Annotated in this window: 12 protein-coding genes; 5 read left to right on the forward strand and 7 right to left on the reverse strand. The window is 32.7% G+C overall.

Annotated elements, in window-relative coordinates; all coding sequences use genetic code 11:
* Nucleotides 1-10: 10 nt before the first annotated feature.
* The gene (locus ACIQ66_RS07250) at nucleotides 11-2137 is read right to left on the reverse strand and encodes a M3 family metallopeptidase (RefSeq protein WP_396212127.1); all 2127 of its coding nucleotides are present in this window, start codon (nucleotides 2135-2137) and stop codon (nucleotides 11-13) included.
* Between the two features lie 121 nt (nucleotides 2138-2258).
* Between ACIQ66_RS07250 and ACIQ66_RS07255 the strand changes: the two genes are divergently transcribed.
* Entirely contained in the window at nucleotides 2259-2621 is a 363-nt protein-coding gene (locus ACIQ66_RS07255) for a nuclear transport factor 2 family protein (protein ID WP_396212128.1), read from the forward strand.
* 34 nt (nucleotides 2622-2655) lie between these two features.
* On the forward strand, nucleotides 2656-4416 hold the full coding sequence (locus tag ACIQ66_RS07260) for a DUF885 domain-containing protein (RefSeq protein WP_396212129.1): 1761 nt from the start codon (nucleotides 2656-2658) through the stop codon (nucleotides 4414-4416).
* A 68-nt stretch (nucleotides 4417-4484) separates the two neighbouring features.
* Here the strand turns inward: ACIQ66_RS07260 and ACIQ66_RS07265 are convergent, their stop codons facing one another.
* From ACIQ66_RS07265 to ACIQ66_RS07280, 4 genes are all read right to left on the reverse strand, one after another.
* Nucleotides 4485-4682 carry a hypothetical protein gene (locus ACIQ66_RS07265; RefSeq protein ID WP_396212130.1) on the reverse strand — a complete coding sequence of 66 codons (198 nt, stop codon included), beginning with the start codon at nucleotides 4680-4682 and terminating at the stop codon, nucleotides 4485-4487.
* Between the two features lie 139 nt (nucleotides 4683-4821).
* On the reverse strand, nucleotides 4822-6990 hold the full coding sequence (locus ACIQ66_RS07270; RefSeq protein ID WP_396212131.1) for a S46 family peptidase: 2169 nt from the start codon (nucleotides 6988-6990) through the stop codon (nucleotides 4822-4824).
* A 3-nt stretch (nucleotides 6991-6993) separates the two neighbouring features.
* Nucleotides 6994-7455, reverse strand: a complete 462-nt coding sequence (locus tag ACIQ66_RS07275; protein WP_396212132.1) for a GNAT family N-acetyltransferase — start codon at nucleotides 7453-7455, stop codon at nucleotides 6994-6996.
* Nucleotides 7455-8705 (reverse strand): 3-deoxy-D-manno-octulosonic acid transferase, encoded by a 1251-nt coding sequence (locus ACIQ66_RS07280; protein ID WP_396212133.1) that lies wholly within the window; start codon nucleotides 8703-8705, stop codon nucleotides 7455-7457. Before ACIQ66_RS07280 ends, ACIQ66_RS07275 begins: the two co-directional genes overlap by 1 nt.
* Before the next feature lie 334 nt (nucleotides 8706-9039).
* Between ACIQ66_RS07280 and ACIQ66_RS07285 the strand changes: the two genes are divergently transcribed.
* The 3 genes from ACIQ66_RS07285 to ACIQ66_RS07295 all read left to right on the forward strand — a co-directional run bounded on the left by ACIQ66_RS07285 (nucleotide 9040) and on the right by ACIQ66_RS07295 (nucleotide 12243).
* On the forward strand, nucleotides 9040-10167 hold the full coding sequence (locus ACIQ66_RS07285; protein ID WP_396212134.1) for a DegT/DnrJ/EryC1/StrS family aminotransferase: 1128 nt from the start codon (nucleotides 9040-9042) through the stop codon (nucleotides 10165-10167).
* A 67-nt stretch (nucleotides 10168-10234) separates the two neighbouring features.
* Entirely contained in the window at nucleotides 10235-11248 is a 1014-nt protein-coding gene (gene galE / locus ACIQ66_RS07290; RefSeq protein WP_396212135.1) for a UDP-glucose 4-epimerase GalE, read from the forward strand.
* Between the two features lie 101 nt (nucleotides 11249-11349).
* Nucleotides 11350-12243, forward strand: coding sequence for a DMT family transporter (locus ACIQ66_RS07295; protein WP_396212136.1), 894 nt, complete (start codon nucleotides 11350-11352; stop codon nucleotides 12241-12243).
* A gap of 65 nt (nucleotides 12244-12308) precedes the next feature.
* Here ACIQ66_RS07295 and ACIQ66_RS07300 read toward each other — a convergent pair whose 3' ends face one another.
* Both ACIQ66_RS07300 and fabD read right to left on the reverse strand, forming a co-directional pair.
* Nucleotides 12309-12563 carry a hypothetical protein gene (locus ACIQ66_RS07300; RefSeq protein ID WP_396212137.1) on the reverse strand — a complete coding sequence of 85 codons (255 nt, stop codon included), beginning with the start codon at nucleotides 12561-12563 and terminating at the stop codon, nucleotides 12309-12311.
* 35 nt (nucleotides 12564-12598) lie between these two features.
* Nucleotides 12599-13471, reverse strand: coding sequence for an ACP S-malonyltransferase (fabD, locus tag ACIQ66_RS07305; protein ID WP_396212138.1), 873 nt, complete (start codon nucleotides 13469-13471; stop codon nucleotides 12599-12601).
* Nucleotides 13472-13586: the final 115 nt, after the last annotated feature.

The following is a 13586-nucleotide window of genomic DNA, read 5'->3' on the forward strand; positions in this document are numbered from 1 at the left end:
TTTATTTTATCTAGGATTTCTTATCCAAACCTCTTTTTTTCAATAGCGGTTCAATACTTGGTTCGCTTCCTCTAAATCGTTTGTATAATTCCATTGGATCTTCCGTGCCGCCTTTTTCAAGTACATTTTTTCTGAACGAATTAGATTTTTCGGAATTAAATAAACTTGTTTTCTTAAACTGATCAAAAGCATCGGTATCTAAAACTCCAGACCAAATATAACTATAATATCCAGCCGAATAACCACCAGAAAAAACATGACTAAAATAATTTGATTTATGTCTGGCAACAATCGAATTAGGCATTCCGATTTTTTGCATCACTTGTTTTTCAAATTCTTCTGCTAAACCTGAATGAGCAGTTGTTGCGTTATGATATTCCATATCTAATAAAGATGAAGAAAGATATTCAACAGTTTCAAAACCTTGTCCAAAAGTTCCAGCTTTTTCAAGTTTGGCAATTAATGCATCTGGAATTGGTTCGCCTGTTACATAATGTTTGGCATACATTTTTAATACTTCTGAGTCGGCTGCCCAGTTTTCCATAACTTGCGATGGTAATTCAACAAAATCTCTTGGAACACTTGTGCCAGAAAGGCTTTTGTAGGTTACATTTGACAGTAATCCATGCAAGGCATGACCAAATTCATGAAAATAAGTTTGCACTTCATCAAAGGTAAACAAAGCTGGAGCGGTTGCAGTTGGTTTTGAAAAATTACATGTTATAGAAACAATCGGACTAATTCTTTTTTCATTTACCGTTTCTTGCGATTTATACGAAGTCATCCAAGCACCACCTCGTTTAGAAGCTCTTGGGTGAAAATCCATATAAATAATTCCTAAAAAGGTGCCGTCTTTTTCTAGAACTTGCCAAGCGGTAACATCTTGATGGTAAACAGGAACATTCCCAAGTTTTTTGAATTGTAAACCATATAATTTATCACAAACCATAAAAACACCTTGCGTAACATTATCAAGACTAAAGTAAGGCTTCAATTCTTGTTCGTCAAGATCAAATTTTGCCTTTTTAATTTTTTCGCTATAATATCGCCAATCAGAAGGTCTTACATCGTTTGCAATTCCCTCGGCAACCATAATCTTTTTTATTTCGGCTTCTTCTTCTTTGGCTTTTTCTAAAGCAGGAATCCATAATCGGTTTAGAAAATCAATTACTTTTCCTGGTGTTTTTGCCATAGACTCTTCTAGAACATATTCTGCATGAGATTTATAACCAAGTAATTGCGCTTTTGACATTCTCAAATTGGCAATTTTAATAGCTATTTCATTATTGTCAAATTCATTTTTATTACTACAACGACTGGTATAAGCTCTCCAAATTTCTTCTCTCAACGCTCTATTATCATTGTATTGTAAAAAAGGCATAACACTCGAATTAGATAAGGTGAAAATCCATTTACCTTCTTTATTTTTGCTTTTTGCAGTTGATGCCGCTTGCTCAATAATTTCAGACGGTAAGCCTTTTAAATCAGATTTATCAGATAATACCAACTCATAGCTATTGGTTTCAGCTAAAAGATTTTGACCAAATTTTAATGTCAAACTTGATAACTCGCTGTTAATTTCTCTTAGCTTTTCTTTTTCAGTTTTATTTAAATTTGCACCACTTCGCACAAATCTTTTATATGTTTTTTCCAAAAGCTTGGAATCTTCTTGATTTAATTTGAGTGTTTTTTGATTATCCCAAACTGATTTAACTCTGGCAAATAATTTTTCATTCAAATTGATATTATCGTTATGTGCTGATGTAGTAGGAGCAATTTCTTTAGCAATTTTTTGAATTTCATCATTTGTATTGGCTGAGTTCAAATTGTGAAAAACTCTTGAAACTTTGGATAGTAATTCACCACTATTTTCGAGTGCTAAAATTGTGTTTTTAAAAGTTGGTTTGGTTTTATCGCTTGCTATTACATTGATTTCTATTTCGCTAGCTTTAATCCCTTCTAAAAACGCGGGTTTATAATGCTCGTTTTTTATCAAGTCAAAAGGGGGCAAGTCATAAGGCGTATTGTAGGAATTAAAAAAAGGATTGGTAGAAAAAGATTTTTTCAGTTCTTGCGCATTTGTATTCATTGTAAAAAAAAGTATAACAACTAGTTGAAGTAGTTTATTTGCGTTCATAATTTGGTGGTTTTATATGTAAAAATAAACAATATGATTCTATTTTTCTTTCCTTAACTTAAATTTATGATTTTTATCTATTTTGCTTTTCATTATAATTGTTTCTTTGAAAAAAAAATAAATGCCAGTTAACAAAAATCTTTTTATCGCGCATCGATGGTTTGATGCTTTCAACGCTCACAATTTAGAGCAATTACTTGCATTATACGACGATAATGCTGAACATTTTAGTCCAAAATTAAAAATAAGAAAACCCGAGACCGACGGACTTATAAAGGGTAAAAATGCTTTAAGAGATTGGTGGCAAGATGCTTTTGATAGATTACCAACATTAAATTATAAAGTTACATCATTAACCGGTAATGAAAATCGTGTTTTTATGGAATATATTCGTAAAGTTGAAAGCGAGGAAGACATGCTTGTTGCCGAAGTTTTAGAAATAAAAGATGGTAAAATTGTATTTTCAAGAGTTTATCACGGATAATTTCAATACTTTTATAATTCAAAATAGAAACAATATGAAAAAAATAACCTTATTTGGAATTCTAATTTCTTTGAGTTTTTTCTTTATTCAATGTAAATCAGAATCAAAAAGCAACGATTTTACAACTTTAACAAAAACCTATTTTCACAAAAAAAATCTTTTAAATCCACTAGATGCAACGCTTAATGGACAAAGTGATTACAATGCGCAGTTAGTTTTTGAAATGACCGATAGTTTCAGAAAAGAACAAGCTACATTTTTTGATAAATATGAAACAGAACTTTCCAAAGTTGATTATGAAACGTTATCAGATGAAGAAAAAAATAGCTTTGACATTATCAAATGGGAAGTAGCTGTTGGGAAACAATTGCTTAATTCACCTTCTAACTTAATGCCAATTCAACAGTTTTGGGGAACACACCTTACCATGGGACAATTTGCTTCAGGCGAAAGTGCACAACCATTCAAAACCGAAAAAGACTATCAAGATTTCCAAAAAAGAATGAATTTATATGCAACTTGGATAGATTCTGCAATGGTTTACATGAAAAAAGGAATGGCGAAAGGAATCGTTTTACCAAAATCGTTATCTATAAAATTGCCACCACAATTTGACGACATGGTAACTTCTAAAGTTGAAGATAATCTGTTTTATTCTTCAATAAAAACAATGCCTAAAACTTTTTCTGAAGCGCAAAAAGAAGCAATAAAAAAGAGTTATGCTACGACTATCAATGAAAAATTAGTTCCAAAGTTTAAAGAAATGAGTGCATTTTTGAAATCAGAATACATTCCGGCATCAAGAACCTCAAGTGGAATAGGAAGTTTGACTATCGGAAATGAATTATATGCCGCTTATGTAAAACAATGGACAACCACCGAAATGACATCTGAAGAAATTCACAAACTCGGATTGAAAGAAGTTGCAAGATTAAAAGCCGAAATGGAAAATGTGAAAACTCAAGTTGGTTTTACCGGAACTATTAAAGAGTTTTTTGACCATGTTAGAAATAAAAAAGAGTTAATGCCTTTCACTAAACCAGAAGAAGCAATCGCCAATTTTGAAAAAATTCATAAAATTATAAAACCTAATGTTGACAAGCTTTTCTCACTTCAACCAAAAACAGCATTTCAAATAAAAAGAACGGAAGCTTTTAGAGAAAAAACGGCAAGTGCCGAGTATGTTCAAGGTGCTGCTGATGGTTCGCGACCAGGTACTTTTTATGTTCCAATTCCTGATGTGACTAAATACAATTTTTATGCAGATGAAGATTTGTTTTTGCACGAAGCTATTCCTGGACATCATTTTCAAATGTCGTTGCAACAAGAAAATCAAGCGTTACCTGATTTTAGAAAATTTAATTGGTTTGGAGCTTATGGCGAAGGTTGGGCATTATATACAGAAAGTCTTGGAAAAGAATTAGGATTATACAACGATCCCTACCAATATTTTGGGATGTTAGGGAGCGAAATGCATCGTGCAATACGTTTGGTTGTTGATACTGGTTTACATTCTAAAAACTGGACAAGAGAACAAGCGATTCAATATTCGTTAGATAATGAAGCCGAAAGCGAGTTGAGTATTATTGCTGAAATTGAACGTTACATGGCAATTCCTGGGCAAGCGTTGTCTTATAAAATTGGGCAACTTAAAATTTTAGAACTTCGTAAAAAAGCTGAAACAAAAATGGGTTCTAAATTTGACATCAAAAAATTTCATCAAATTGTTTTAGAATCAGGTGTGATGCCACTAGCGCTTTTGGAGAAAAAAGTAAACGCTTGGATTGAGAAATAAAAGTTTTAAACATAAAAAAACCCTTCGCAATTGGAAGGGTTTTTAAAATAGTAGAAATTAATTTCTAATTATTTTTTTTCTTCAGCAGCAGGAGCAGCAGTAGCAGTAGAGTCAGCAACTACAGTAGTAGAATCAGCAACAACTTCTTCAGCAACTGGAGCAACTTCTTCAGTTACAACTTCTTCAGCAGGAGCTTCTTCTGCTTGTTTACAAGATACTACAGTTAATGCAGCGATAACAGCTAAACTTAAAAATACTTTTTTCATCTTAATTTAATATAAAAGGTTAATTATTAATTCGGAGCAAAGATATAAATTTTTTTAATCGGAAAAACTTTTAGTTAAACTTTTTTTAAATTTTTCTCTCTGAATTCCAAAAATAAACTTTACAAACTTCGTGCCAAACTTATTTTTTCTTTGAAATTATTTTCTTTTCGGCTGGGTAAATGATTTTCAATTCGTTAATGATGTTTTTTGCTCCAGCATATTTATCTATTACAAACAGTATGTAACGTGCATCAACCATAATGTTTCTACAAATTTCTGGAGAATAGTAAATATCACTCATAGTACCCTCCCAAACTCTATCAAAATTCAAGCCAATTAAATTTCCATTTGCGTCTAAAGCTGGACTTCCTGAGTTTCCACCTGTTGTGTGGTTTGTAGCTATAAAAGCAACGGGCATTTTCCCATTTTTATCGGCATATTTTCCAAAATCTTTAGCGTTATACAAATCAATCAGTTTTTTAGGAACATCAAATTCATAATCGCCAGGAATATATTTTTCTATAACACCATCTAGGTAAGTAATTGGTTCATATACCACTGCATCATTTGGCTTGTAACCTTTTACTTTTCCATAAGTTACTCGTAAAGTGCTGTTTGCATCAGGAAAAATTCGAGCCGATTTTGGACTTAACTCTAAAATTCCTTTCATGTAGGTTCTTTGTGTTGCGATATTTTTCAAATTGATTTCGTCATATTTTGGAGCTACATTTTTGGTAAAACTATCAGCCAACATTTTTACCACTTGAAAACCTGGATCGTTATTCATTTTTTCTAAAACGGCTTTGGTTTCACCAGTCAGAAGCTCTTTGATTTTATCATAACTAACCAATTTAGAAGTGGCATAAACGTTTGTTGCTAAAGTTTTTGCATCTACGTTTTCTAGATTACTTGGTAAAAATTGTTTTGGATATTTTTTAGAGTAAATTCCAATTAATTGTTCAAAGACTTTTTCGTCAACTGTTGCGCTGAAATCTTTGTAAAAATCTCCTAATCCGTTTATTAAATTGTTTTTTCTGTCCCAAAATGCTTGTTCGCCTTTGTTGGTTAAAATTTGCTCTAATTGGTATAGTTTGTATCCAACTGAAAGTAATTCGGTGTTACGTAACGCAATTTCTGAAAACAAATCTCTTGCTAATGCGTAGTCATTTATTTCTGTATAATTTTTTTGAAAATCAGCAAGCAAGTTTCCATATTCAGCTTGTTTACCAGCTTTTATGACTTTTTCTTGGAAGTCTTTTTCAAATTTTTGTTTGATGGCAACTGCATTCGATTTTTTCAAACCTTTAGTTTCTCCAATCCATTTTTTCCAATAATTGGCAATTCCAGCATATTTGGAAGCATATTGAATTTTGATAGCGTTGTCTTTTCGCATAAAACCATCTTGCACTTTTAAAGCGGCATCACGAACTTCAATTTTAGCTGGATTTAAATCGTTTACAATTTGTTCAACAGCATATGAGGGCAAATATTCTTGCGTTCTTCCAGGGTAGCCCATTACCATGGTAAAATCATTTTCTTTAACACCTTTTGCAGAAATTGGAAAGAAATGTTTTGGTTTATAAGGAACGTTTTCTGTCGAATATTCTGCTGGGCGATTGTTTTTATCAGCATAAATTCTAAACAAAGAGAAATCACCTGTGTGCCTTGGCCAAACCCAATTGTCAGTATCCGATCCAAATTTTCCAATTGAACTTGGTGGCGCGCCAACCAATCGGATATCTTTGAATGTTTCGGTTACAAAAAGGATATATTGATTTCCATCGTAAAAAGTACGAATACTATTTTCTTGCCAAACTTCTTTTGGAAGTATTTTGTTTAAATTAGAAATGTTTTCTTGAATTTTCTTTTGTTTTTCAGCTTCTGATGTTAGGGTTGCAACTCCCTCTAAAACTTTTGTTGTAACATCTTCAATACGAACAACAAAACTCACTACAACGCCTTTGTTTGGTAATTCATCTTCCATTTTATAAGCCCAAAAACCATCGGTTAGGTAATCGTGCTCAACAGTTGAATGGCTTTGAATATTGTCATAACCACAATGGTGATTAGTCAAAATCAAACCTTTGTCTGAAATCACTTCGGCTGTACAACCGCCATCAAATTGTGGAACGGCATCTTTCAAACTCGATTTGTTTACAGAATAAATTTGCTCGGCAGTAAGTTTCATGCCAAGTGTTTTCATCTCGTTTTCGTTCATTCCTTTTAGTAACGATGGAATCCACATGCCGCCTTGTTGTGCCTGGATTTGAATGACGAATAGTAATAGTAGTAATTTAATAAATTTCATATTTTAGGATAGTTTGTGTTTTAATAATTTGCGATTGTGAACTTCAAAATCGTTGGCAAGATACAATTTTTGTGCGTTTTGATTATGGTTTTCCACTTCGAGATAAATCAATTTAACATTTTGATTTAATGCTTGCTCTTTTATAAAATCAATTGTTTGTTTTCCAATTCCTTTTCCGCAATAACTTTCTTTTATGTACAATTCATCTAAAAATGCAATTCTTCCTTTGTATTCAAAACTAAAAACATAAATTAGAATTACGTAACCAACCAATTCTGAGGTTCTTCCTTCGTCAGAATGACAAATAAGGAAAGCTTTACCAAGATTTTCATCGGAAATAAATTCTTGAAATAATTTTTTAGAAACTTCAATGTCGATAGGATAATTGTCAATGGCATAGAAATCTTGCATCATAGAAGTGATGATTGAAATGTCTCTAATATCTAGTGGTTTGAAGGTTGTCATTATAAAATATGTTTCAAAATAACTTCCGTCGCACCTTTATTCATTTGAACAAAAGTGGAACAAATATGCCCTTTTTCGTGTCGAATGTCTTCGTTGAAAATTAAATTGTCAAATGCTTCATTCAGTTCGTTTTGGTTTGTAATTGATATACAACCTTCTTGATGAACCAAAGCAGTTGCTTCTGCAAAATGAGAATAATTTGGTCCAATTACAATCGGAACGCCAAATGTTGCTGGTTCTAAAATGTTATGAACACCTGGATTTCCAAATCCGCCACCAACGTAGGCAATATCGGCATAGGAATAAATTTTGGTAAGAATCCCAATGGTGTCGATGATAAAAACTTGAAAATCCTCTAATTTGTCATTCTGAACTTGTTTCAGAATCTCCTCTTTTTCAGAAAATAAAACGGTTGATTTTGTGATTTGTGATTTTAGATTTGCAATTTGCTCTGCTTTTATGTTGTGTGGCGCGATGATGAATTTAATTTCGTCAGATGATTTATTAATGTAATCGACCAATAAATTTTCGTCTTTTGGCCACGAACTACCAATTACGATGGTGGTTTTATTATTTTTGAATTGGTCAATAAAATCTAATGAATTGTCTCTTTCTAAAATGGAAACTACTCTGTCAAAACGGGTGTCGCCTGAAACTTTTACATTAGTAAATCCTATGCTTTGAATCAGATTTTTGGAGCTTTCGTTTTGTACAAAAAAGTAGTCGAATGTTTTAAGAGCGTTTCTGTAAAATCTGCCATACCATTTGAAAAAGGCTTGTTTTTCTCTGAAAATTCCTGAAATTAAATAGGTTTTTATTTGAAGTTTTTTCAGTTCGTTCAAATAATTAGGCCAATATTCATATTTAATAAAGAAAACGAGTTCTGGATTTATGGTTTTGATGAATTTTTTTGCATTTGATTTTGTGTCTAATGGCAAATAAACCGTAGCATCGGCAACTGTGTTGTTTTTTCGAACTTCATAACCCGATGGCGAGAAGAATGTTACAACAATTTTATGATTTGGATATTGAACTTTTATTTTTTTAATAACGGGTAAACCTTGCTCGTATTCGCCTAGTGATGCTGCATGAAACCAAATGGTTTTGTCGTTTGGATTGATTTTGCTTTGTAAAATTGTTAAAACTTCTTTTCTTCCATTGACAAAAAGTTTCATTTTCGGACTAAAAAGTGCCAATAGTTTTATTACTTGTGAAGCGAGAATTATAATTAAATTGTATAGAAAAAGCATTGTTGAAATTTAGTTGTGTAAAAATAAGATTTTTTGCAACAGATTGAACGAATATTTACAGATTTTGCTATTGTGTTGTTTTGAAAAACTGATTTTACAAAAGACAATAACTATCTAGCCCTGATTGCAGCGGCACCGAAGTAGAGCGAAAAGCAGGAAAAGGGAAACCAAAAAATCATGAACCATTCGCTCCAAATAACTAGAAAAAGTTTACTTTTGTAACTCAAATTTTTTTAGAATGAAATCGCCACTAACACAAAGTTTGTTGTAAACAAACACCTTTAAATAAAAGGCGATTCCATAAATGACCACTAAAAAATGAAATATCACATTTATGAAAAAACTACAAATGGTTGACTTGAAAGGTCAATACGAAAAAATAAAAGACGAAGTAAATATTTCTATTCAGGAAGTTTTAGATAATAATACTTATATAAATGGACCATTAGTTCATCAATTTCAGGCTGATTTAGAAAAATATTTGGGTGTAAAACACGTAATTCCGTGTGCAAATGGAACCGATGCGTTGCAAATTGCCATGATGGGATTGGATTTGAAACCTGGCGACGAGGTGATTACTGCTGATTTTACTTTTGCAGCAACTGTTGAAGTGATTGCGTTGTTGCAATTAACTCCGGTTTTGGTAGATGTTGATATGAATAATATGAACATTTCGTTGGAAGGAATTCGCAAAGCTATTACACCAAGAACTAAAGCTATTGTTCCCGTTCATTTGTTTGGTCGTGCTGCCAATATGGATGCAATTATGGAAATTGCAAACGAACATAATTTGTATGTAATTGAAGATAATGCCCAAGCAATTGGAGCGGATTATACTTCAAAAGATGGCTCTAAAGTGAAAGTTGGAACAATTGGTCACGTTGGTGCAACATCATTTTTTCCTTCTAAAAATTTAGGTTGTTATGGTGATGGCGGAGCAATTTTTACCAATGACGATAAATTAGCTCATATTTTAAGAGGAATTGTGAATCACGGAATGTATGAAAGATACCACCATGATGTAGTAGGTGTGAACTCGCGTTTGGATAGTATTCAGGCTGGTGTTTTGAAAGCTAAATTACCACATTTAGATACTTACAACAAGGCACGTCAAGACGCAGCAAGAAAATACAGTTTGGCTTTAAGTATAAATCCAAATATTTGGGCACCAACTATTTGTGAAACTTGCGATTGCCATGTTTTTCATCAATATGTTATCAGAATTTTGAATGGTAAGCGTGACGGATTGTTAGCACATTTACAAGAAAAAGGAATTCCATGTGCAATTTATTATCCAATTCCGTTGCATAGTCAAAAAGCGTATGCGGATTCGAGATATAAAGAAGAAGATTTTCCTGTAACCAATCAATTATGCAAAGAAGTAATTGCTTTGCCAATGCACACCGAATTAGATGATGAGCAAATTAAATTTATAACAGATTCGGTTTTAGAATACGTTTAATAGTTTTCAGTCTTAGTTTTCAGTCTCAGAACTGTTAACTGCGACTGCGACTGTCAACTAAATAAATATGAAAATAGTAGTAACAGGAGGTTTAGGTTTTATAGGTTCGCATACCGTTGTTGAATTGCAAAATGAAGGTTTTGAAGTAGTAGCGATTGATAATTTGTCGAATTCTTCTGAAAGTGTTTTGGATGGAATTGAGAAAATTACTGGTAAAAAACCAATTTTCGAGAAAATGGATTTACGTGATAAAGCGTCGGTTCAAAATTTCTTTAAAAAACATAATGATGTTGCTGGAATTATTCACTTTGCTGCCTCAAAAGCTGTTGGAGAAAGTGTAGAAAATCCTTTATTGTACTACGAAAACAATATTAACGCATTGGTTTATGTACTTCAGGAATTGAAAGAATTGTCTAACCCGAATTTTATCTTTAGTTCATCATGTACGGTTTACGGTCAAGCTGAAAAAATGCCTATTACAGAAGATGCATCAGTGCAACCTGCAGCTTCACCATATGGAAACACCAAACAAATAGGCGAAGAAATTATTAAAGATGTTGCAAAAGTTACCAATATCAATTCTATTTTATTAAGATATTTTAATCCAATTGGATCTCATCCTAGTGCTGAAATTGGAGAATTGCCGCTTGGCATTCCTCAGAATTTAGTGCCTTTTATTACACAAACTGCTATTGGAATACGCGAGAAACTTTCGGTTTATGGAGATGATTATCCAACTCCAGACGGAACCGCAATTCGTGATTATATACACGTTGTTGATTTGGCGAAAGCCCATGTTATTGCTATGCAACGTTTGTTGAATAAGCAAAACATAGAAAAAGTAGAAACCTTCAATCTTGGAACTGGAACAGGAAGTTCGGTTTTGGAAGTGATTACTGCTTTTGAAAAAGTTTCGGAACAAAAACTGAATTACCAAATTGTGGGTAGAAGAGAAGGCGATATAACTTCGGCTTATGCCAATACCGATAAAGCAAACAACGTATTAGGATGGAAAGCGCAATCAACATTAGAAGATAGTTTGGCAAGTGCTTGGAAATGGGAACAGAAGATTAGATGTTAGTTTTCAGTATTCATTATTCAGTCGCAGTTGTCAGTATTTATTTCTAATCATTCGCAAACAGTTTGTCATTCCGGAGGAATCTCATAAATAGTTATCATTAAATGACCAACCAAAAACCCGATTTAAAATTAATTTTTTCCTTAGTAATTGTCGGGATAGTTTGGGGAACAACTTATTTAGGCATTCGTGTTGCGGTTGAGAGCATTCCGCCTTGGTTTATTACTTCTATTCGTCAAGGAATTGCAGCCTTGCTTGTTCTTGGGATTTTACTTTACAAAAAACAATTGTCTTGGATTGGTTGGAATAATTTAAAAATCCAACTGATTCCTTCTTTGTTGATGATTGTTATTGCTAACGGTTTTACCACTATTGCCGAACAAACTTTACCAAGCGGTTTGACTTCAATAATGAGCGCACTTTCACCTGTGATTATTTTTATTGGAGGTATTTTTTTTGGAATTGAAAAACCTAGATTAAAAGGATTTATTGGCGTTTTATTAGGTTTTCTTGGAGTTGTCTTCATTTTCAGAAATGGATTAGACGCTATTTTAGATCCAAACTATAAAACAGGAATGTTGTTTTTAAGTATTGCCATTTTGAGTTGGTCGGCTGGAACGGTTTATTCCAAAAAACATACGCATAAAACTACTAATATTGCCCTGAATTTGTTTTACCAATTTTCGATTTCTTCTCTAATTCAATTTGTTTTAGCTTTTATTTTTTCTTCTGATACAGATGTTAATACTTGGAGTTTACGAAGTATTTCAGCGGTTTTGTATCTAGCTGTTTTTGGTTCGGTTTTGGCTTTTTTTTGTTATTACTATGCTCTAAAAAGAGTTACTGTTCTTCAAGTTTCAATTTTAAATTATATAAACATAGTAATAGCTGTCTTTTTAGGATGGCTTGTACTAGATGAAATTATTACATTTGATTTTATAATTGCAACAGCTTTGATTATTTTGGGAGTTTTTATAATCAATTACAAAAAGAAATAGATGCTATATTCCAAATAAAAAACCCAAACTTCTAGAGTTTGGGCTTTGTTTCTGTTAGAAGAAAATTATTTTTTAACAGTCTCTTGTACTTTTTTAGCGCCTTTTTCAACTTGTTCTGCACCTTTTATAATGAGAACTTTTGCTTTTTCACCCATTTTTGTAGAATCTAAGACTTTTTTTGCTTTTACTTTTGCAGAATCAGTTGCTTGTTTTAGGTCTGCGCTCACTGCTTTTGTTGCTTCTTTTACTTTTTCGGTAGTTTCTTCTTTGCAAGAAATTAGTAAAGAGACAATTGCTAATGATAAGATTATTTTTTTCATAATAAAATTTTAAATTTTAATAATAACTTCAATATTTAAGCCGAAATCGTCTCAACTTCTTTATCAATTTTATTTACTAATCCAACCAACACTTTTCCTGGACCAACTTCTGTAAAACTTGTTGCTCCGTCATTAATCATTTGTCGAACCGATTGTGTCCATTTTACAGGAGCAGTCAATTGAATGATTAGGTTTTTCTTAATCTCGTCTGGTGACGAGACTGCGCTTGCTGTTACATTTTGATAAACCGGACAAATTGGAGTTGAAAAAGTGGTTGCTTCAATAGCGGCAGCTAATTCTTCTCTTGCTGGCTCCATCATTGGCGAGTGAAAAGCTCCACCAACAGGTAAAATCAAAGCACGTTTTGCTCCGGCTTCTTTCATTTTTTCACAGGCTAATTCTACCGCTTTATATTCTCCCGAAATTACTAATTGACCTGGGCAGTTATAATTGGCAGCCACCACAACACCATCAATAGAACCGCAAATATCTTCTACGATTTTATCTTCTAAATTTAAAACAGCGGCCATGGTTGAAGGTTTAATTTCGCAAGCTTTTTGCATAGCAATAGCTCGTTGTGAAACCAATCTCAACCCGTCCTCAAAAGATAAAGCTCCATTAGCTACAAGAGCAGAAAATTCACCTAATGAATGTCCAGCAACCATTTCTGGACAAAAATCTTCTAATGTTTTAGCTAAAATTACCGAATGTAAAAAGACTGCAGGTTGCGTTACTTTGGTTTCTTTCAGTTCTTCAGCTGTTCCTTCAAACATAATATCAGTAATTCTAAAACCTAATATTTCATTAGCTTTTTCGAAAAGTTCTTTTGCTACTGCTGAATTTTCATATAAGTCTTTGCCCATTCCTGAGAATTGTGCACCTTGACCTGGAAATATGTATGCTTTCATTTTTTTAGTTTAAGAGTTTAAGAGTTTAAGAGTTTAAGAGTTTAAGAGTTTAAGAGTTTAAGAGTTTAAGAGTTTAAGAGTTTAAGAGTTTAAGAGTTTAAGAGTTTAAGAGTTT

Origin of the sequence: Flavobacterium sp. (assembly GCF_044377315.1) — a bacterium.
Taxonomy (GTDB): domain Bacteria; phylum Bacteroidota; class Bacteroidia; order Flavobacteriales; family Flavobacteriaceae; genus Flavobacterium.